Below are 20,159 nucleotides of genomic sequence, written 5' to 3'. Positions count from 1 at the left end.
TCGCCGAGGTGCTCTGCGACGTAGTCGCGTAGGTCGTCGCGGACCGCGTCGGCGTCCCACGCCGTCCTGTTGAGCGGGCGTTGCATGCCGTCAGGTGTGTTCTCCCCGGCCGCCTCGGCCAGGGTCCAACCGTTCTTGCCGGCCAGCGGCGACAGCAGGCCCAACACGTACGCCCGGGCTCGCCGGCGTGGCTCCACCCGCCGAAACCGGCCAGCGATCCGCGCCATCAGGTCATCCAGACCTGCCGCCCACCCCGAAAGATCGTCTGTCGCCACAAGTGCGGCAGTCTACGATGGACGGTTGTGTATTCTGACGCCTGACCCGCATCTGCGGTCCTAGCTGCGCAAACACGGTCAACGGAAGTGCGGCTGGAGTAATAGCCCCGGCCCGGGCAGGTGCCCGAGCCGGGGCGTCGATCACCGCCGGGACTTTCCGGCGGCGTCAGGTGCGCGGCGCGGCCACGGCGGCCTGGGCGTCGACGATGCCCCAGCCGTACAGCGGCGTGTAGACGCCGCGCAGACCGGCGACCGGGGTTCGGGCGGTCGACATCAGCACCGAATACACCTCGGCCACGCCGCGCCCCTGGGCGGCGAGCAGCGCCGCGACCCCGGACACGTACGGCGTGGCCATCGACGTGCCGGCGTAGGCGTCGTAGTCGCCCTGCCCACAGGTGGCCGCGCCGGTGCCCACCGGGACGCTGGACCAGATGTCGTCGTCGCAGTTGACGAGGCCGGCGCCACCGGGCGCGGCGACGACCTTCAGGTCAGCCTTCACACCCAGGTTCGAGTACCACGCCTTGAGCTCGTTCCGGTCGGTGGCGGTGACGCAGAGCGCCCCCGCCTCCCAGGCCGGGGTGTCGCACAGCGGCGCGGTCTCATTGCCGGCGGCGGCGATGACGGCGACGCCCTTCGCCTGCGCGTACGCGATCGCCGCGGTCGTGTCGGACTCCAGACCGGTGAGGGTGAGAGCCTGGGTGCCGGGCAGCGCGCCGAGGCTGAGGTTGACCACCTTGGCACCGTGGTCGGCCGCGTAGCGGATGCCGGCGGCGATGTCGGCGAAGCTGCCGCTGCCCGCCTCCAGCACCTTGATCGGCATGATCTTCGCGTCGCGGGCGACGCCGGCGACACCGACACCGTTGCCCGTGGCCGCGGCGGCGATACCGGCCACGTGGGTGCCGTGCTCGTCGCTGGCATCGGGTACGCCGTCCGGGCCGCGCCAGTCGCCGTTGCCGCACGAGCCCGTCCCGCAGTCGACGAAGGTCGCGCCGGGCACGAGCTTGCCGGCCAGATCCGGGTGGCCGAGATCGACGCCGGTGTCCACCACCGCGATGACCACGCCCGCCCCCGTGCTGGTCGCCCAGGCCTGCTCGGCGTGGATCTGCCGCAGACCCCACTGCTTGTCGTACAACGGATCGTTGACGGCCGCCTCGGCGGGCGCCGCCGCGGCCGCCACCAGCGCGGTGACCACGGCGGTGCCAGCCAGTAACCGGGTGAACGACATCAGATCTCCCCTTCCACGGACAGCACTTCATCTATGGATCGGGGATCGGGCGCGAAACGCAACAGCGGCCGGGTCGCCCGGCCGTGCCGGCGTGACCCCGGGGTGATGGGGACGGGCCGAACGGCTGTGTCCGGCGTGCAGGCGGGTGGGCAAAGTCGTTGGCGAACCGCGCGGGGTCGCCTATGGTTGGCCGATGTACCTGGTCGGGCTGCAGTCCGCGACCGCCGCCACCGCGGCGGCGCCCGCTGCTGCCCGCCGCCGGCGTCCTGAGGCCGTGCCCGCCCGTCCGGCGGGCGCCCGCTCCGTCGCGCCCATCCACGGCCTGCCGAGCCCGATCCCCACCGACCGTGGCCCACCCGGATCCCGATCATCCGCGTACGGCCACCAGGGCGAAGCCATTCGGCTTCGGCCCTTTTTCTTTTTCCTGGAAGGGGATCCGAAATGGGCACCGACCTGCACGACGACCGGCTCACCCGGCTGCGCGCCACGCTGACCGACGACTTCGCGGCGCAGACCGCCCGACTGACCGAACTCACCGCGGACACCGGCGACCCCGGCGAGGCCCACACCCGCGCCGCGCTGATCGCGGCCACCCGGCAGAGCCTGGGGCAGATCGGCGACGCGCTGCGCCGGATGGCCGACGGCGGCTACGGGCGCTGCGAGCGGTGCGCCGCGGCGATCCCGGTGGAACGCCTGGAGGCCGTGCCGCACGCCCGCTTCTGCGTGCCCTGCCAGCAGAAGCACGGCTGACCCGGTGAGCGCCGGGCCGTCACCGCGCGGCCCGGCGCTCCGGCAGCCGACGCCTGAGCCAGTCCAGCAGGACCCGCTCGTAGTCCGGGCTGACGCCGGCCAGGTCGTCGCGTCCGTCGAGGGTGGGCGCGTGGTCGCAGCCGGCCAGCCGGGCCACGGTCAGCTCCGCGTCACGTGCGGCGCGCCGCCACACGACCAGGCTCTGCTCGATCGGCGTCCAACCGTCGGTCTCGCCGTAGCAGAGCAGCACCGGGCCGGACACCTTCGCGAAGATCGGCTCCGGGTCGAAGTCCATGTCGACCCAGCTGCCCGGCGCATCGGGCAGCTCGCGGGGGAGATGCACCAGCGGGAACCAGGGCTGCCGCACAGCGACGTCCAGCTCCGCCTGGGCGGTCGTCCGGGGCACGTCGCCGCGCAGGAACCCCTCCGCGACACCGCGCAGCCGGTCCAGCTCGGCGAGGTCGGCCTCGCCGTACCCGTGCCGGCGCAGCTGCTCGGCGGTGCCGTACCGCATCTGCGCGGCGGGGCTGACGCCGCTGCAACCGATCAGCACGAGGAAATCGACCGGGTGCCGGGTGGCGGTGAGCGCCGCCGCCCAGGCGCCCTGGCTGAAAGCCCACAACCCGACCGGAACGTCGCCGACCTGACCGCGCAGCAGGTCCAGGGCCGCCGCCGCGTCGTCGGTCTGCGCGATCAGTGGCACGTCGTGACCGTCCGCCCGAGGACGTCGGTCGTACCGCAGCACCGCGATCCCGGCCGGCGGCAGCAGCCGAGCCAGATGCTCGTAAAGGAAGTACGACCGCCGGTCGGCGTGCGAGCCGTGCAGCACCACCAGGCCGCTGCGGACCGGCCCGGCCGGCAGGTCCAGGGTGGCGGGCAGCCCCAGCGCACCGACGGTCAGCTCCATGCTGGGCAGTCAACCACGCCGCACCGTTCCCGGCCGTCCCTCGCCAGCGGGTGCGGGGAGGGCGCGGGCGCCGGCCTGCGTACGCTCTCCCGGTACGCCATCGCGACCGTGGAGACCCGCCGATGACCAGCCCGCGCACCGTCCGGACCGCCCGCCCCGCCGACGTCGCCGCCCTCGTCGATCTCATCGAGTCGGCGTACCGCGGGGAGCGCAGCCGGGCCGGCTGGACCCACGAGGCGGACCTGCTCGGCGGGCAGCGCACCGACCCCGACATGGTGGCCGAGGCGGTGGCGCACCCGGAGGGCACCGTCCTGGTCGCCGAGGACGGCACGGGGATCGTCGCCTGCTGCCAGCTGGAGCACCGCGATGACCACGTGTACTTCGGGATGTTCGCGGTCTCCCCGGGGCGGCAGGGCAGCGGGCTGGGCCGGGAGCTGCTGGCGGAGGCCGAGCGGTTCGCCCGGGACCAGTGGCACGCCGGCGAGATGCGGATGACGGTGATCACGCAGCGGGCGGACCTGATCGCCTGGTACGAGCGCCGCGGCTACCTCCGTACCGGCGAGCTGAGCCTGTTCCCGTACGGCGACGAACGGTTCGGCGTGCCGCTGCGACCTGACCTGGCGTTCGAGACCCTGCGCAAGAAGCTCGGTTGACCGAACGCGTCGCCGGCCACTCCGGCGGCCGGCTCACCGACCTCGTGCCGGTCCGTCCGGCGCCGGGCGGAGCCGCCGGACGGCCCGGAGAATGCCCTGGTGGACAGCCACGCCGACGCCGGCGTTCAGCAACGCCAGTCCGGACGCGGCGACCAGTCCCGGCGTGACGTCCATCGTCTCCGTGGCGACCAGCAGGACGGGCCATCCGACGGCGGCGACCGTCAACGGCAGCCACCACCAACGCCCGAGCAGGAGGCCGAGGAGGATCAGGCTGGGAATCATGTTCTCGACTCCGGGGGCGCGTCGGCCAGCTCGGCGATCACCTCGGCGTGGCAGCGCTCCGGCACGCACCAGCACCCGAGCCGGCGCCCGCGCAGCTCGGGCAGCAGGGCGAGCAGGTCGGGCCGGCCGAGCAGGTACGCCCGGTACTTCGCGACGACCTCCTCGCGCGTGCCGTCCGGGCCCGGCCGGAACGGGCTGGACAGCGGGGACTGCGGCAGCCGCCAGCCGCCGCGGGACATGGCCCGCCCGACGTAGACCACGTCGGCGTACGCCGGGTCGTCCCGGTGGCCCTTGAGGTTGACGACGGTGGTTGCCCCCATGGCCTTCAGCTCCTCGCGTTCGCGCCCATGGCGTCAGTCTGACGGTCAGCCGCCGGGCGCGGGTACCGGGCCGGTGGAGTCGCGGACGACGAGCGTGTGACCGGTGGGCCGGCGTCGCGGCCGGGCCGACCTCGGCTTCAGCGCGAGGGTCAGCGCCATCCGCCCCATGTCGGTCATCGGCAGCCGGACGGTGGTCAGGCTGGGCGCCAGGTCGGCGGCGACCGACACGTCGTCGAAGCCGACCACGGACACCCGCTCGGGCACCGGGATGCGCCGGGACCGCAGCACGGAGAGCACGCCGATCGCCATCGCGTCGTTGAGCGCGATGATCGCGGTGCTCTCCGGGTGGTGGTACAGGATCCGCTCGGTGGCCACCCGGCCGCCGTCGCGGGTGAAGTCGGAGTGGACGACGGCCAGGTCGTCAGGGGAGTGTCCGTGCGCGGCGAGCGCGGCGGTCACCCCGGCGAGCCGGTCGGCCACGGTGGTCAGGCCCGGGGTGCCGGCGGCGATGGCGATCCGCCGGTGACCGAGGGCCAGCAGGTGGGCGCCGATGGCGCGGCCCCCGGCCTCGTTGTCCGGTACCACCGCGTCGACGCCCAGGGCGTGCCGTCCGATGACGGCGACCCGTCCGCCGGCCCGTTGGAATCCGGCGAGTTCGGCGCGTGCCTCGGCCTCCACACGCGGGTCGTCGTAACCGGACCCGGCGATGAGGATGATCCCGACCTGCTGGGCGATGAGATGCCGAAGCTGGCGTAGCTCGTTCTCCGGGTCGCGTCCGGAGTGGGCGATCTGGACCAGCAGGCCCTCCTCGGCGGCGACCTGGAGCACGCCGCTGGCGATCTCGGAGAAGTACGGGTCGTCGATCTGGTGGACGATCAGGCCGACGGTGGAGCTGGCGCCGCCGGCGAGGGTGCGGGCGTACGGGTTGGCGACGTATCCGAGTTCCCGGGAGACCTGCCGGACGTGCCGGGCCACCTCCTCGCTGACGCCCTCCCGGCCGGCGAGGGCGCGGGAGGCGGTCGCCAGCGAGACGCCGGCGCGTTCCGCCACGTCGACGAGACGCAACCGTGGTCCGGGTCGGGGCATGGGTAACTCCTGGGAGACATTGATCCGCACCGCGCTCTTGCCTGTGGCGTAGGGCACAGCATAGGGTACGAAAGCGCTTACGTAAGCGCTTTCGTACGTGCGGCACCGCCGCCGTCCTGACCCGACACATCGCCAAACTCGCACTCCCTGAGCACCGGTTCACGCCCGGTACGTAAGCGCTTTCGTCACCGCACCACCGCACCGACGAAGGGAGCACCTCCACATGAGAAGACCTCGACGCGTCGCGGTCGCGGCCACCGCCGTGCTGGCGCTGGCGCTGACCGCGGCGGCGAGCCCGGCCCGGGCCGACCGGCCCGGACCGCATGACGTCCACCCGGCCCTCTGGTCGCACCTGGTCGCCTTCTACGACTTCGACCACCCGGTGGTCGGCGATCCCACGCTCGAGCGCGACCTGGGCCGGTCCGGCACCGAGATCGAGCTGGTCAACGGCGGCGCGGCCATGCGGGTGCCCGACCAGGCGTACAAGGGCAGCGGCGACGCGTTGCAGACCCGGCAGGTCAACCCGCAGGCCGCCGGCAACGACGACTGGAAGGCCGGCATCTGGTCGTCCAGCGGCGTCCGGACGCTGCGCCCGTTCCGCGGTGCCGAGGGCACCACGGTGATGGGCTGGTTCAAACGCGAGATGGACGGCCCGGCGCTGAACTCCACCACCGCCAACCCGACCGACCGGTTCAACGCGATCGGCCTGGCCGGCGTGCTGACCGGCGACTCGGACGGGCACGGCGTGCGGGCCCTGCTGGAGCTCATCGACGTGAGCGGTGAGCTGCGCCTGGTCGCCCTCGGCCGCCGCGTCGACGGCGGAGCCTCGCAGACCTTCGCCGCGAACGAGGACTGGCGGACCCTGCTGCCGAAGGGGGAGTGGGTGCACCTGGCCGCCACCTACGACTTCACCACCGGCACCATGGCGCTCTACCGCAACGGCGAGCCGGTCGACGGCTTCTACACCACCGCCGGCGACCCGTGGCAGCTGAACGGGCCCGGCCCGCACGTCACCAGCGCCACCGATCCGCGCGGCATCAAGATCGGCGGGAGCTTCCCGCAGAACACCCTGGAACGCAACCCGTGCGACTGCCGCATGGACGGCCTCATGTTCCTCGACAGCGTGATCCCGGCGAGCGACGTCGCCAAGCAGTACCGCTACATGGCCCGCTGACCGTTCCTCGGTCCGTCCCACCGAGAAGGAGAACCCGCGTGTTCATTCGCGCTGGCAGCACCGGCAGGCTCCGCAGAGCCGCGCTCACCGCCGGGGTCACTGCCGCCACCCTCGTCCTGTCCACCCTGGTCGCCGCGCCCGCCCGGGCCGACGGCGCCGTCTACGACCCGATCCCCGAGTCGCAGATCCAGTCGCGGCTCGGGCTGGTGCTCCAGGAGTACGCGAGCTTCCCGCAGTCCACCCCGAACCCGGCCCCGGTCGACCAGCGGCTGGTGCGCAAGGCCCGGATCAACACGATCAGCGAGCTGCCCGACGGCTCCGGTCGCCGGGCCGTGCCGGACCTCAACGGCAACCTCTACCTCGTCGAGAACGGCACGCCGCACGTCTACCTGGACGTGGCGGCCACCTTCGCGCCGCAGTTCTTCTCCGGCCGCGGCCTCGGCCAGGGCTTCGGGTACGTCGCCTTCCACCCGGACTTCGGGCGCAACGGCCGCTTCTACACCATCCACACCGAGCAGGCGTCCCTCGCCACCCGGACGCCGGACTACGCCCAGCCGAACACCATCTACCAGGCCGTGATCAGCGAGTGGACGGCCACCGACCCGGCCGCCGACACGTTCGCCGGCAGCCACCGGGAGGTGCTGCGGATCGGCTTCGGCGGTCAGATCCACGGCGTCCAGGAGATCAACTTCAACCCGACCGCGAAGCCGCACGACCCCGACTACGGGATGCTCTACCTCGCCGTCGGCGACGGCGGCCAGGGCGCCCGCAACGGCGACCCGCAGAACATGGGCCTGCCGCACGGCAAGCTGCTGCGCATCGACCCGCGCGGCACCAACGCGCCCAACGGCCGGTACGGGATTCCGGCCGACAACCCGTTCGTCGGGCGGGCCGGCGCACTCGGTGAGATCTACGCGGTCGGCTTCCGCGACCCGCACCGGTTCAGCTGGGACACGGCCACCGGCCGGATGTACCTGGGCCACATCGGCGAGCACGCCATCGAGTCGATCTACGAGGTCCGGGCCGGTGACAACTTCGGCTGGAGCGAGCGCGAGGGCAACTGGGTCTTCGACAAGACCGCCACCAACCCCTGCGACAAGCTCTACCCGCTGCCGGCCGACGACGCGAAGTACGGCTACACCTACCCGGTGGCCGCCTACGACCACGACCCGGCCGCGGGCTGGAACTGCACCTCCGACGTCGGCGTCGCGGTGGCCGGCGGGTTCGTCTACCGCGGACACACCGTGCCCGCCCTGATCGGCAAGTACGTCTTCGGCGACCTGGTCGACGGCCGGGTCCTCTACACCGAGGCGAACGAGATGCGCCGCGGTGAAGGCCTCGCCCCGATCCACCGGTTCGCCCTGTACACCACCGCCGGCGACCTGGTACGCATGCAGGACCTGTCCAGCCCGGGTGCGCCCGGCGACCCGAACCGTGTCGACCTGCGCTTCGGCACCGACGCCGCCGGCGAGCTCTACATCCTCGCCAAGGCCAACGGGAAGGTCTGGAAGGTGGTCGGCACGAAGACGGTGGCGGAGGGCGACGTGGGCAGGACCAAGGTGGTCCACACCGGGGGCGCGGAGAACTGGACGCCGGTCACCCCGTCGAAGTGGCAGTTCGAGGGCGACCAGGTGATCCTCGCCGAGGCCGGCGTGAGCCGCCCCGGCCCGCGCCGACCGTTCGAGTACGCCATCCTCAACAAGGGCCCGGCCTTCTCGTCGGTCCAGATCGACGCCCGGGTACGCCTCGACACGCCGGTCGAGGTCACCAACCGGGACGTGATCATCGTGTTCGGCTGGCAGTCGGACACGCAGTACTACTACGCACACCTGTCCACCGACAACACGATCTACCCGCACAACGGCATCTTCAAGGTCAACAACGCCGACCGGGAACGGATCGACCACCAGTGGAACGGGCGCTCCCGGGGCGCCAACCCGGCGATCAGCGACGCGGACTGGCACAAGGTGCGGGTCGTGCACCTGCCCGCCACCGGTGAGATCGCCGTCTACGTCGACGGGCACCGGGATCCGCTGCTGACCGCGAAGGACACCACCTTCACCTCCGGTCGGGTCGGCTTCGGCTCGTTCGACAACATCGGCCGTACCCGTCTGTTCACCGTGACGGGCACGCCAGCGGCCTGACGTACTACCAGCGTGGGGGGCGACGGGCACGATGCCCGCCGCCCCCCGCGGCGTTCGAGGGATGTTGGCTGTTCTGCTTGAATTTCGGAACCCTGCGCCCCGGACTTTTGACGATCCGAGGCAAAAGTTTCCTAATCATCTATCTATCTTTCTGCTGTGGTCGACGATAGTCTCTCGCCGAGAGCACCCCGCGTCCATGCGCTTGCTCCCGGCTACCTGGCTCGTCGAGATCCGCCTCCACTTCCGCGCTGGAACTGGAAAGGAACCACATGCCCAGCCAACCTCCGGTCGCGAGAACCCTGAGCCCGCGCCCCTCCCGCCGAGCAGGCACAGACACCCGCCGACGTCTGCTGCGCTGCCTCGTCGCCGCCGTCCTACCGGCGGCATCCCTGTCCGCGGGCTCGCTCGCCGTCGGCACCCCGGCATGGGCCGCGCCCACCAGCGCACCGGCCGTCCTCACCCCGACGGCCCCCACCGGCACCAACGGCTTCTACCGGGGCCCGGTCACCGTGAACCTGTCCGCGACCGACGCGGTCAACGGTGTCCAGCGCCTGGAGTACCGACTCGGGAACTCGGCCCCGTTCCAGACTGCGGCGTCCGCGGCCGCCCCGTACCCCGCCAGCCTGACCGGCTCGGTCCAGATCACCCAGCAGGGCACCACCGCCGTCGGGTACCGGGCCATCGGCGGCGACGGCTCGGCCGAGGCTGTCCGCACCATCACCATCCGCGTCGACACCGTCGCACCGGTGGTCAGCTGGCCCGGCATCGTCGACGGGCGCGCCGGACACACCGCGACGCTGATTCCGACCCGGACCGACCCCGCTCCCGGCTCCGGCGGCGTCTTCATCCACCGCATGTGGATCGACGGTACCGAGGTCACCCCACTGCCCGTCGCCACCTCCACGCTGACCACCGGTGGGCACACGATCAGCGTCGTGGCCAGCGACGCGGCCGGCAACGCGGCACGCTTCGATCAGGCCTTCGTGGTGACCACGTCCTTCGCCGATCTCGACGCCCTCATCGCCGACTTCGTCACCAGCGACGCGATCAGCGCCGCCGCCGGGGAGAGCCTGCGCGCCGCGTTGGCGGAGGCGGCTAGCCTGGCGGACGCGGGCGACACCAACCGGGCGGTAAGCGCCCTCAACCAGTTCGTCGCCACCGCGCAGCGAGTGACGGAACCGGGCGCCTTGCGGGACACGCTGGTCGGTGACGCACGCTACCTGAAGCAGCAGGTCACCAACTCGCTGCCGGAGGCCCCGACCACCGGCATGACCGTCACGCCGACCGCGGGACCGAACCCGATCCCGGCGGCCACGCCGCTCGCGGCGTCGACGAACTTCCCCGGCGCCAGCTTCCGGGTGCTGTACTTCTCGGCCACCAAGGGTTTCCGCCACGACCACATCCCGGACACTGCCCTGCTCCTCGAGCGGTTGGGCGAGCAGTACGGCTTCGACGTCGACATCTGGGATCCGAGGCTCGCCCCGGCGTCGCTGCCGAGCACGCCGTTCACCTCCGCCGCCGACCTGGCGAAGTACAAGACCATCATCTTCTCCTCGCCGGTGGACGGGACGAACCCCAACAGCGCGCCGGACGCGGACGCGCTCAATGCCAGCGAGCTGGCCGCCTTCAAGGCTTACATCCAGGCCGGTGGCGGGTACGTCGGGCTGCACGGGGCGTCGGACGCGATCCACAACGTGCCCTGGTACCGCGATTTGGTCGGAGCATGGTTTACCAACCACCCCGGCGGCCAGAACGGCGAAGGTACCTGCGGTAGCTGCATCAACGTGCGGGTCAACACCGAAGACCCCACGAACTCCGCCGTCGCGCACCTGCCGAAGACCTGGCTCACCATCGACGAGCTGTACAACTTCGACCACAACCCGCGCTCCGAGGTGCACACGCTGCTGAGCCTCGACGAGTCGTCGTACCAGCGGAGCCTCAACAGCGGGAACGCCGCGACCAACCCGCTGCGCCTGATGAACGGGGACCACCCGATCGCATGGTGCCAGGAGTACGACGGCGGACGCGAGTTCTCGCTCATTCTTGGCCACGACCGCGCGCAGTACTACCGCGACCCGTTCACGCGGATCCTGCTGAGCGGTATCCACTGGACGGCCGGGCAGACCGAGGCGAACTGCTCGACCTTCCGGCAGACCCGGACGCTGATCAGCGGCGACGCTGTCGCCGGTGCTCTGGACGCAGAGTCGGCCGCGGCCGCCTCCGCGCTGCTCGACGACGCCCAGGCCGCCTACCTGGGCCAGGATTACCAGGCCGCGACTACGTCCCTCAACCGGATCATCGCGATCGCCGGCACTCCCGCCGCCGGCAACGAGGCGGCGCGTGCCGAGCTCGACCGTCAGGCCCGCCAGCTGCGGGACTGGATGTTGTCGTTGAAATCGTTCTGACCCCTGCGTTGCGGCCGGTCCCTGCGGGCCGGCGGCAACGCAGGCGAGGACGTCCAAGGCGTCCTACAGCCGGTCGGCCAGCACGGCACCGGCCTCGGTCAACCACCGCGCCGGGTCGTGCAGCGCCACGTCGATGACTCGGCGAGCTCCACCAGGGACGCCGCCGCCAGCGACGGGTCTCGCTCCAGCAGCGCCACCTCGGCCGCTCCCGCGCCCTTCTGCGGGCCGAAGTTGGCGCCTGCCTCGGCTGGTCCGGTCGAGTACCCCAACCTCGACGAGGGTCCGGCCTGGTCGTCGGTCCAGATCGACGCCCGGGTTCGCCTCGACGAGCCGGTGGAGGTCGCCAACCGGGACGTCATCATTATCTTCGGCTGGCAGTCGGACGCAGTACTCCACGCGTGCCGCAGCAGGTGTCTCCTGCGACGGTGTGACGGCAGGAGACCGCGCTGATCTGGGACCGTCAGGATCGTCCGCCGTGCCTCGCAGTGCGGTCGGGTTCCGATCTCGACGACCGAATCCGTAGGCCAGGCAACGGTGTGCGTTGACACGGCGCGCCCAAAACACCCACGACATCGTCAGTAGAGCCTGAAATTGGACCACCTCTATCGGCCCGGTGGATCTGGCGAGCATGTGGTGAGTTCGGCCGCTTGTCGGCGGATGAGAACCGCTCATCGCCCGATCGAAGCCGCTCAACTCAATTGCGGCACCGAAATGCTGCGCCTTGCCGCGAAAGCAATTAATGTGATCTATACGTTGGCAATCAGATGAACGGCCGGCGATCCCGGCGCCTGACTGCCGAACGCACAATCCTTGGTCGACCATTCGCCTCGCGGCCTTCCCTGCCCGGGCAACTGCCGCAAGCAGAGCCATCACCACTGAGGGAGTCATTCCTGATGAGTCATTCACGCAAGCCCCTGGTTACCACCGGTCTCGCCATCGCCGCCGGCCTGACAACGGTCGCCGCCCTCACCGGACCGGTCGCCGCGGAGCCGGGCTCCGACGCCTCCACACGGGCGACCTCGGTCACCACCGACCAGGTCGTTACCTGGGGTGCCAGTGCGGACCGCACCGGCGGGTCGTTCACCGACCAGACGGTCCGCAACATCGTCCACACCAGCATCGGCGGCACGAACCTGCGCATCTCACTGTCGAACGTGTTCGGTGACCGCATCGTGACCTTCGACTCGGTCTACGTCGGCGTTCAGAGCGGGGGCGCCAGCGTCGTACCGGGCACCAACCGGCAGGTCACCTTCGCCGGCAGCAAGACGGTGAGCGTTCCCAACGGCGCCGAGGTCCTCAGTGACCCGCTGCCGGGCGACGTGCCCGCCGACACCAACCTCACGGTCAGCATCCACGTCAAGGGCGCCAGCGGCAGCCTGACCGGGCACAACCTGGCCATGCAAACCAACTACATCTCCGGGGCCGGCGATCACGCCGCGGACACCGACGGCACGGCCTTCACCCAGCAGGCGACCCGCTGGTACTGGGTCGATGCGCTGGTCGTCGACCAGCAGCAGCAGGTCGACACCGTGGCTGCGCTCGGCGACTCCATTACCGATGGCTACGGCTCCACGCGCGACGCCAATCACCGGTGGCCGGACTACCTCGCCCGCCGGATCGCGGAACAGCCCCCGGCGCACCAGTTCGGGGTCATGAACGAAGGCATCTCCGGCAACCGGGTGCTCACCGACGGCGCCGGGGTGAACGTCCAGGCCAGATTCGACCGGGACGTGCTCTCCCAGCCCGACGTTCGCACCGTCATCCTCATGGAGGGCATCAACGACATCGGCGGTGGTGTCGCGACGTCGGCCGACCAGCTGATCTCGGCCTACCGGATCCTGATCGCCCGCGCCCACGCCGACCAGACCTGCATCCTGGGCGCCACGCTGACCCCGTTCGAGGGCGCCGGCTACTACAGCCCTGCCAAGGAGGTCATCCGCGAGGAGGTGAACACCTGGATCCGGACCAGCGGCGAGTTCGACGGGGTCATCGACTTCGACCAGGTCACCCGCGACCCCGCGAACCCCATGCGGTTCCTGCCGGCCTACGACGTCGGCGACCACCTGCACCCCAGCGACGCCGGCTACCAGGCGATGGCTAACGCCGTCGACCTCAGCCACCTCGAGTGCAAGCGATAGCAAGACCAGTGCTCCACCTCGGCAGCTCTTCGCACCCACCCGGTCAGCGCTGAGGGGAGACGGCCGTAGGGCCCGCGCCGACGTGGCGCGGGCACTACGTGCCGAGCCGATTCGCGGGCGCACTCGGGATGCAGGCGAGGATGTGGGCATGGAGTTCTTCTGCTACCACCGCGACCGGCTCGGCTCCCTGGCCTTGCGGAAGGAGTTGCTCGAGAATCACTGGTTCTACATGGACCGGTATGCGGCGGAGATGATCGCCCGCGGCCCGACCTTCGCCGCCGACGGCGACACGCCCACAGGCAGCGTGCACATCCTCGACCTGCCCGATCCCGCCGCCGCCCGGGCGTTCGCCTTCGACGAGCCCAACTACCAGGCAGGCGCGTACCGGGACGTGCTCCTGCGCCGGTGGCGCAACCTGCTGGGGCGGACCATGTGGGACTTCCCCGGGGGTCGGACCGGCGGCAACCGCTACCTGGTTCTCGGTCTCGGCGCGGGACAGGCCGCCGACCTCGACGTGCCGCCCGACCGGCCGGACCTGATCGCGTACGGGCCGCTGCTCTCCGACGACGGCGCCGCCTGGCTGGGCACGGCGGCCCTGGTCCGGGCAGCGGACCCGGGTGAGGCGCGCGCCGTCCTGACTCCGGACCGGTACGCCGAGATCGAGGTGCACGCCTGGGCGTTCGGCGGGCGGCCGTCCTGAGAGCGACGGCGCAACGGCACCATGCCCATGATGCGCGACAGTTGCCCCGTCTGAGAGCTTGACGACGTTCTATAAAGTGCGGTGAGGTTGTCTCGCGATTTCGGGGGAGGGCGTCGGTGCGATTCGTTGCGGGCGTCGCAATGCTGGCCTGTCTGGCGGCATGCCACTCGACTCCCAAGCAGACGACCTCCGACGGGTCCGACCCGATCGTCACCACCCAGGCGTCACCGACGTCGATCACGCTGCCGGCCGAGGCCTTCGACCTGTCGTGGCGTCAGCTCGATCGTCATCTCAGCCAGGATGGACGATTCGAGGCCAGGCACGTCAACGAATGGGTGGTGCTCACCCGGGACGGCGAAGAGTTCGGCCGTTTCGGCACCGCTGCCGAGCGCATCCTCGGCGCGGACTTCTCGCCGGACGGACATTATCTCGCCGTAGCGCATCCCGACACGGTGATCCTCTATGACTTGAGGACGAAGCAACCGAAGGCCTTGTTCACCCCGCCCGTGGAGAGCATTCGCTTCTCATCCGACAGCGCCTACCTGGTCGGCCGGGAGGACTACCAGCAGGTCCGCAACGGGCGCCTCGTGGTGATCGACGTGGCGACGGGGAAATGGGTGACCTCGCCGGTGCCGCCGCAGATAGAGGTGTCCAACGATCCGGGCAAGTACTGGTACTCGGGATCGCTCGCCGTTTTCGATCACGGAAAGCAGGTCGTGGCCGCTGGCAGCGACGGGTTCCTGCACTGGGCGGTCGAAAGTCAGAAGCTTTCCTGGGTGCCGTGCGGCTGCGGAGCGGACACCGGCGCGGTGAACCGTGCCGGCAGTCTGGTGGCCCTGGTGATTCCGGACAACAGGCTGTCGCTGTGGGACGTGGCTGGCCGACGCGAGCAGCGGGTCTGGGCGCTGCCCGAGCGACCGCCGCTGAACGGGGACTACAAACTGCGGTACTTCGGTGTGGAGCCGCACTTCACGGAGGACGGGAAATGGCTGCTGCTCGACGGAGGCGAGGGCGGGCAGGTCTGGTCGATACCCGACGGCGTCCGCGTGCAGATCCTGCCACGCGGCAAGAACTGAGCCCGCGGCGGCGGGTGCTGCAGTCCGTCAGCAAGGGCTGGTGGTTCGTGGTCGGCGGCACCGTCCTGGCGGTCATCGGTACCGCGGCGGGCATCTATGTCCCGAAGGTGCTCGACCCGCAGGACGAGCGGCCGATCGCGATCAACGTGGTGAGCAACCCCGCCACTGTGCCGGCCTGGGGAAACGACGTGTTCTCGTTCGTCATGCCCAAGACTGCACGTCCCGCCACACGTCCTCCGCTCGACTGCCCCTCGATCGTGGATTGGGCGCACCGCAACGGCGGGGTCGATCAGGATGCCACCAGGGTGCGGCTGGTGGCGCAGGGCCTGTCCGACAAGGGTGTGCTCATCCAGGGAATGCGAGCACGCATCATCAGGCGTTCGGAGCACCCTGACCCCGGCGGCACCTCATTGACCTGCGGCGGCGGGCAGGGCACCGTCACGCCGCGGCAGGTCGCCATGGATCTGGACGAGGCGGTTCCGTCGGCCGAGTACGCCATCAAGGTCGACGGCCGGCTGCCGCTCTTCGGGTTCACCCTCGAAAAGGGAGAGACTGAGGTCTTCGAGCTGACCGCCACCACCAAGGGCACGGTGGAGTGGGTCATCGATCTCGACCTCGTCGTGGGCGGCGAGTCGCAGAACGTCGAAGTGACCAACCATGGCAAACCCTTCCGGACGACAGGCTTCGTCAGTCCGCACGGATACCGGGTCATGGCCGGGACGGACCATTGGGTGGAATGCATTGGAACACCACCCAGCTGCGGCACCACAGCAGTTTCGCCAGCTGACTTCCGCTAATCCTGATCGGTTGTGTCCAGGAGGCAGGCGAGCACCACATCGCGCAGATGCGACCAGCATCAAAGAGACAAAGGAGAGGGCCGCAGGCAGTCAGCCTGCGGATGCGGATCGAGCAGCGTCTTGGGAAACCGATGCTCTATCGCCTGAGCTACGAGGGCGCGAGCGCAGCCCAGCGACCTGCGCGCCCACCCGGGATGTCAGGGAGCGGCCCGCGTTGACCTAGGTTGTGCGTGCTTCACCGGCACGGCGTCGCCCGGTGGGGTCTACAAACGACAGAGCTCAATTCCTGGTTGCTCTTCGGACCGGGTGGAAGGTAGTGGGCTCCTGGACAACTGACCGCGACCGAGCTGCTTGCCGCGGCGGCACCTGTCCGACGACCACGCCAGAGCCGCCGGTCCGGGGCCGTCCACACCTGAGCAGGACTCCGCTGCCCTGTCGACGCACGTGCGACCGGGCGGTCGGCGTACGCCGACACCGACCGTCCCGGAACGTCGTGCCGGCGGCCGCTCATCCGTCCCGGCCGCCCGGTGCTGGCGCGGATTCCACCATCGCGGCGAGGAGCGTGGCCACCGGCACGGTGGCGAACCCGACCCGGTTATCGCCGGCCCCGTACGGCAGCCACAGCTCACTGTCGTGGACGAGCGCGCCGCAGGAGTAGACGACGTTCGGCACGTACCCGTCCCGGTCGGCCTCCTCGGGTGCCAGGAGCGAGCCGGGCAGCCGCGCGACGACCCGGTCGGGCCGCCGTAGGTCGAGCAGGAGCGCGCCGATGGCGTACCGGCGCATCGGGCCGACGCCGTGGGTGAGCACCAGCCAGCCGGCGTCGGTCTCGACGGGGGATCCGCAGTTGCCGACCTGGATCAGTTCCCAGCTGTCGCGGGGGGCGTGCAGCGGCACCGGTTCCTGCCACCGGTTCTCACCGTCCAGGCGGGTCAGGCCGATGGTCTCGCCGTCGGTACGGCACAGGGCGAGGTGCCGGCCGCCGACGGTACGGGGGAACAGCGCGACGCCCTTGTTGCCGACGCCCGGCCCGCGCATCGGGGTGCTCTCGAAGCGGCGCAGGTCCCCGCTGGCCAGCGCGCGGGTGGCGATGCGGCGGCCGTCGTAGGCGGTGTAGGTGGCCTGGTACACCGGTCCGGATTCGTCGGCGAACCGGACGAACCGGGCGTCCTCCATGCCGTTGCTCTCCGCCGGAACGGCCGGCCAGAGCACCCGTTGGTGCAGGGCGGTGTCGGTGGGGAAGGTCGTGGCGTAACTGGCGGCGTTGGTGCGGCGTACGTGTTCGAGGGTGTCCGGTCCGGTGCTGCGGGAGAGCAGGTCCGGTGGCAGGTCGCCGAGCACCCGCTCGAAGGTGGCCTCGTCGTAGCGTTCGGGCAGGGCGTCCAGCACGGTGGCGGTGATCTCGTTGTCGCAGTCCACCTCGGTCAGGCCGGCGGCGAGGAGGTCGCGACGGTGCCGTACGCCGGCCCGTTGCCCGACGACCAGCGGGCCGGACCGGTTGGCGACGGCGAGCCGACGCCCGGGTCCGAGGACCGCGCTGGCGAACCCGATCGACGACACGTGGCCCTCGCCGATCTGGCGCAGGCTGATCGCGACGCGCAACTGCCCGGCGTTCAGGCCGGTCTGGTCGGGGTGGGCCACCATCGACGGGTTGCACAGGGCCGCCGCCTCGACCGCGTACTCGTGGCTGAAGTAGGCGCCGATCAGAAGCCTGGTGGTGGGGGAAAGGTCCCGGTCCCGGGCGATGCGGTGCCGGACGAGGTCGTAGTGGTGGTGGAACGTGGTGTCCAGGTCGCGGTGCCGGGCACCGAAGCGGTCGAAGGTGTCCCGCAGCAGCCGGCCGGTCTCCTCGTCGTCGAGGTGCGCGACGCGGTCGATGAGCGCCCTCGCGCGGTTGCGTACCAGGGCGGCGTCCTCACCCGGGACGAAGAGCTTGACGACGACCCGGCGTGGATCCGGGGTGAGGGTGGTGCCGTGCCGGACGGCCAGGGTGCCGGTCACGACCACCGCCGGGCGTGCTGCAGGGTGGCGATGAGGGCGAGGGTGGACTCGGCGCCCTGGTTGAGGTTGGGTCCGTGCTGGGTCAACCCGTCGTAGCCGCCACCGGTCGCCGGATCCCACATCGGCGTGCCGACGTCGTTGTCGCCGAGGAACCATCCGACCGCCTGGTGCACTCCGGTCTCCCAGCCGGGGTCGCCGGTGACCGTGGCGGCGGTGGCGCAGGCGTCGGCGAAGGCGGCGACCTCGATCGGTTGCTGGTCGTGGCGCAGCCGCGCCGCGCCGCGCTGCCACCCGCCGGCGGGTATGACCGACAGGTGCCCGTCGCGGAGCTGTACGTCGCGCAGCCAGGCCATCATCCGCAGCCCGTCGTCGAGAGGTGGACCGCCGTGGCGCAGTTGGCTGGCGGCGATGACGACCTCCGCGAGGGCCGCGCTGGCGTAGGTGAGCTCTTGCTGCGGCCAGGGCCACCGCTGGTCGGATCCGGGACCGCCGATCGTCGTGGCGGCGTCCGTCAGCAGCGCCGCTGCGGCGGCGTGGGCCGGGTGGCGGCGCAGCACCTCGACGGCGCCGAGCCCGGCGAAGGCCATCGCGTGCGGCGCCGGGGAGCGCCGGTTGGCGCCCCGGCTGAAGGCGACCAGCGCCTCCTGCCGGATCCAGGCGGCGGGACTGCGGGCAGCGGCGGTGCCCAGCCCCCACAGCGCCCGGCCCCACCAGTCGCCGAGCCCGGGGGCGTCGGTCCACCGCCGGTCGTGACCGAGCCGGTTGTGGAAGGCGCCGGCGCCGTCCTGGGCGTGGGTCAGGAAGGCGAGGTAGCGCTCGGCGAGCCGAAGCACCTCCTCGGCGGGCTCCGGCTCGCGGCTGGTGACGACCAGGCCGCGCGCGACGTCATCGGTGCAGTAGCCGTGCTCGCGGCGGACGATCGCGTGTCGGGCGTGCTCGAACAAACCGGTGTCGTCGCTCAACCGGGTCAGGTGCGTGAAGCCCGGTCCGGGCGCGGTCGGCCGGGGACCGCGGTCCGGCGTACTGGGGCGGCTGGCGGTCGTGGTCACGCCGATGCCGCGCTGACCGCGGGAAGGCGGGCGGCGACGAGCCGTTCGGCGAGCGTGCCGTAGCGGGCCGCCACCGCCGGCCAGCGCAGGTCCGCGGCGAGCGGCCGGACGCGGCCGGCCAGCCGGGCGGCCAGGCCCGGTTCGGTCAGGATCCGCCGGATCGCGGCGGCCAGCGCCGCCGGATCCTGATGAGGCACGACCAGACCGGGGCCGCCGGTGAGCAGCTCGACGGCGTGCGGGAAGGCCGTGGCCACGACGGGTGTCCCGGCGGCCACCGCCTCGATGAGCACCCCGGAGGTGACCTGTTCACGGGAGTCGTAGGGCAGCACGACCACGTCGGCTGAGCGGATCAACCGGGCGAGCGCGGCCTGGTCGTGGTAGACGTCCTGGTAGTCCACGGCGTGCGCGACGCCCAGCTGCGCGCCGAGCCGGTGCAGTCCCGACCGGTACGCCTCCCCCTGGTGCTCGACCACCTTCGGATGGGTCCGGCCCGCGACGGTGTAGGTGGGTGTCGGGTCGAGGTCCTGCAACTGCGCGAGGGCCCGCAACGACCACTCGATGCCCTTGCCGGGGCCGAGCAGTCCCCAGGTCAGCAGGTGTGGGCGGGTCCGGCGGTCGGCGGGTACGCGGACATGTTCGGCGGCGCCGTGGGGGATGACCGTGACCTTGCCCGGACGTACGGTGTAGCCGACGAGCAGCCGGTCGCGGGCGGTGTCGGTCATCGTGACGACCGCCCCGGCGGCGGTGATGATTTGCTCCAGCAGGGACTTCTGCCGGGCGGAGGGTCGGCGGAGCACGGTGTGCAGGACCACGATGCTCGGCACGGTGAGTCGGCGCAGCAGCGGCAGGATGTCCTCGCCGTCGGCGCCGGGGTAGATGCCGTACTCGTGCTGCACGACGGCCACGTCGAAGGCGTTCAGGGCCGCCGCGGCGTCCCGCCATCCGGCCTGCGTAGGGGCCGACCAGGTGTGCACGACCCCGGCTCCGGCCCGCTGGTCGTCGCCGCGGTCGGTGACCCGGACGATGCCGCCGCGCGTGCCGTCGGATGTCAGGTGGGTGGCGAGGGCGGCGTTGAAGGTGGCCAGTCCGCACCGGGTCGGTGGGTGGGTGCTGAGGAATCCGTAGCTGGGCATGGGTGTCGGGCCTTCCGGTTGTCGGCCGCCTCCGGAGTGCGGTG

At 71.3% G+C, this 20,159-nt stretch carries 19 protein-coding genes; 9 read left to right on the top strand and 10 right to left on the bottom strand.

The annotated features are described in order from the left end of the window. On the bottom strand, window positions 1-227 hold a 227-nt coding region (locus tag AB0F68_RS28125), incomplete at its 3' end, for a transposase (RefSeq protein WP_357343616.1). Between the two features lie 214 nt (window positions 228-441). Beyond that, entirely contained in the window at window positions 442-1,500 is a 1,059-nt protein-coding gene (locus AB0F68_RS28120) for a S8 family serine peptidase (protein ID WP_357343614.1), read from the bottom strand. Between the two features lie 441 nt (window positions 1,501-1,941). Here AB0F68_RS28120 and AB0F68_RS28115 point away from each other — a divergent pair, with 441 nt between their 5' ends. Continuing rightward, window positions 1,942-2,250, top strand: a complete 309-nt coding sequence (locus AB0F68_RS28115; protein WP_357343612.1) for a TraR/DksA family transcriptional regulator — start codon at window positions 1,942-1,944, stop codon at window positions 2,248-2,250. Between the two features lie 19 nt (window positions 2,251-2,269). On the opposite strand, the gene AB0F68_RS28110 is transcribed toward AB0F68_RS28115, so the two are convergent. Further along, entirely contained in the window at window positions 2,270-3,157 is an 888-nt protein-coding gene (locus tag AB0F68_RS28110) for an alpha/beta hydrolase (protein ID WP_357343610.1), read from the bottom strand. 122 nt (window positions 3,158-3,279) lie between these two features. On the opposite strand from AB0F68_RS28110, the gene AB0F68_RS28105 reads away from it, so the two are divergent. Beyond that, window positions 3,280-3,810 (top strand): GNAT family N-acetyltransferase, encoded by a 531-nt coding sequence (locus tag AB0F68_RS28105; protein WP_357343608.1) that lies wholly within the window; start codon window positions 3,280-3,282, stop codon window positions 3,808-3,810. A gap of 33 nt (window positions 3,811-3,843) precedes the next feature. On the opposite strand, the gene AB0F68_RS28100 is transcribed toward AB0F68_RS28105, so the two are convergent. From AB0F68_RS28100 to AB0F68_RS28090, 3 genes are read right to left on the bottom strand one after another with little or no spacing between them, the layout of a single operon-like run. After that, window positions 3,844-4,092, bottom strand: a complete 249-nt coding sequence (locus AB0F68_RS28100) for a hypothetical protein (protein ID WP_357343606.1) — start codon at window positions 4,090-4,092, stop codon at window positions 3,844-3,846. Then, the gene (locus AB0F68_RS28095) at window positions 4,089-4,412 is read right to left on the bottom strand and encodes a DUF4326 domain-containing protein (RefSeq protein ID WP_357343604.1); all 324 of its coding nucleotides are present in this window, start codon (window positions 4,410-4,412) and stop codon (window positions 4,089-4,091) included. Before AB0F68_RS28095 ends, AB0F68_RS28100 begins: the two co-directional genes overlap by 4 nt. Before the next feature lie 45 nt (window positions 4,413-4,457). Continuing rightward, window positions 4,458-5,498 carry a LacI family DNA-binding transcriptional regulator gene (locus AB0F68_RS28090; RefSeq protein WP_357343602.1) on the bottom strand — a complete coding sequence of 347 codons (1,041 nt, stop codon included), beginning with the start codon at window positions 5,496-5,498 and terminating at the stop codon, window positions 4,458-4,460. 223 nt (window positions 5,499-5,721) lie between these two features. On the opposite strand from AB0F68_RS28090, the gene AB0F68_RS28085 reads away from it, so the two are divergent. From AB0F68_RS28085 to AB0F68_RS28075, 3 genes are all read left to right on the top strand, one after another. Next, a complete protein-coding gene (locus AB0F68_RS28085) occupies window positions 5,722-6,672 on the top strand; it encodes a LamG-like jellyroll fold domain-containing protein (protein ID WP_357343601.1) in 951 nt (316 codons plus the stop codon). Window positions 6,673-6,710: 38 nt separating this feature from the next. Next, complete coding sequence (locus tag AB0F68_RS28080) at window positions 6,711-8,816, top strand: PQQ-dependent sugar dehydrogenase (RefSeq protein ID WP_357343599.1); 2,106 nt, start codon at window positions 6,711-6,713, stop codon at window positions 8,814-8,816. 269 nt (window positions 8,817-9,085) lie between these two features. Next, entirely contained in the window at window positions 9,086-11,221 is a 2,136-nt protein-coding gene (locus tag AB0F68_RS28075) for a ThuA domain-containing protein (protein WP_357343597.1), read from the top strand. 98 nt (window positions 11,222-11,319) lie between these two features. Here the strand turns inward: AB0F68_RS28075 and AB0F68_RS28070 are convergent, their stop codons facing one another. Continuing rightward, window positions 11,320-11,568, bottom strand: a complete 249-nt coding sequence (locus AB0F68_RS28070) for a hypothetical protein (protein WP_357343595.1) — start codon at window positions 11,566-11,568, stop codon at window positions 11,320-11,322. 546 nt (window positions 11,569-12,114) lie between these two features. On the opposite strand from AB0F68_RS28070, the gene AB0F68_RS28065 reads away from it, so the two are divergent. The 4 genes from AB0F68_RS28065 (at window position 12,115) to AB0F68_RS28050 (ending at window position 15,932) form a co-directional block, all read left to right on the top strand. Continuing rightward, the gene (locus AB0F68_RS28065; protein WP_357343593.1) at window positions 12,115-13,359 is read left to right on the top strand and encodes an SGNH/GDSL hydrolase family protein; all 1,245 of its coding nucleotides are present in this window, start codon (window positions 12,115-12,117) and stop codon (window positions 13,357-13,359) included. 148 nt (window positions 13,360-13,507) lie between these two features. Then, a complete protein-coding gene (locus AB0F68_RS28060) occupies window positions 13,508-14,059 on the top strand; it encodes a YciI family protein (RefSeq protein ID WP_357343591.1) in 552 nt (183 codons plus the stop codon). Between the two features lie 116 nt (window positions 14,060-14,175). Further along, on the top strand, window positions 14,176-15,135 hold the full coding sequence (locus AB0F68_RS28055) for a hypothetical protein (RefSeq protein WP_357343589.1): 960 nt from the start codon (window positions 14,176-14,178) through the stop codon (window positions 15,133-15,135). A gap of 14 nt (window positions 15,136-15,149) precedes the next feature. Further along, entirely contained in the window at window positions 15,150-15,932 is a 783-nt protein-coding gene (locus AB0F68_RS28050) for a hypothetical protein (RefSeq protein WP_357343587.1), read from the top strand. A gap of 507 nt (window positions 15,933-16,439) precedes the next feature. On the opposite strand, the gene AB0F68_RS28045 is transcribed toward AB0F68_RS28050, so the two are convergent. The 3 genes from AB0F68_RS28045 to AB0F68_RS28035 are packed head-to-tail and all read right to left on the bottom strand — an operon-like array spanning window position 16,440 to window position 20,115. After that, a complete protein-coding gene (locus AB0F68_RS28045; RefSeq protein WP_357343585.1) occupies window positions 16,440-17,933 on the bottom strand; it encodes a glycoside hydrolase family 130 protein in 1,494 nt (497 codons plus the stop codon). Beyond that, window positions 17,930-18,982 (bottom strand): glycosyltransferase, encoded by a 1,053-nt coding sequence (locus AB0F68_RS28040; RefSeq protein ID WP_357343583.1) that lies wholly within the window; start codon window positions 18,980-18,982, stop codon window positions 17,930-17,932. The genes AB0F68_RS28045 and AB0F68_RS28040 overlap by 4 nt, the downstream gene beginning before the upstream one ends. Continuing rightward, the gene (locus tag AB0F68_RS28035; protein ID WP_357343581.1) at window positions 18,979-20,115 is read right to left on the bottom strand and encodes a glycosyltransferase; all 1,137 of its coding nucleotides are present in this window, start codon (window positions 20,113-20,115) and stop codon (window positions 18,979-18,981) included. Before AB0F68_RS28035 ends, AB0F68_RS28040 begins: the two co-directional genes overlap by 4 nt. Window positions 20,116-20,159 lie beyond the last annotated feature (44 nt).

Source organism: Micromonospora sp. NPDC023966 (assembly GCF_040639095.1).
In the GTDB taxonomy this organism is placed as follows: Bacteria; Actinomycetota; Actinomycetes; order Mycobacteriales; family Micromonosporaceae; genus Micromonospora.
Note: the sequence above shows the minus strand (reverse complement) of the source record. Positions and strands in the feature narration are given on the sequence as shown.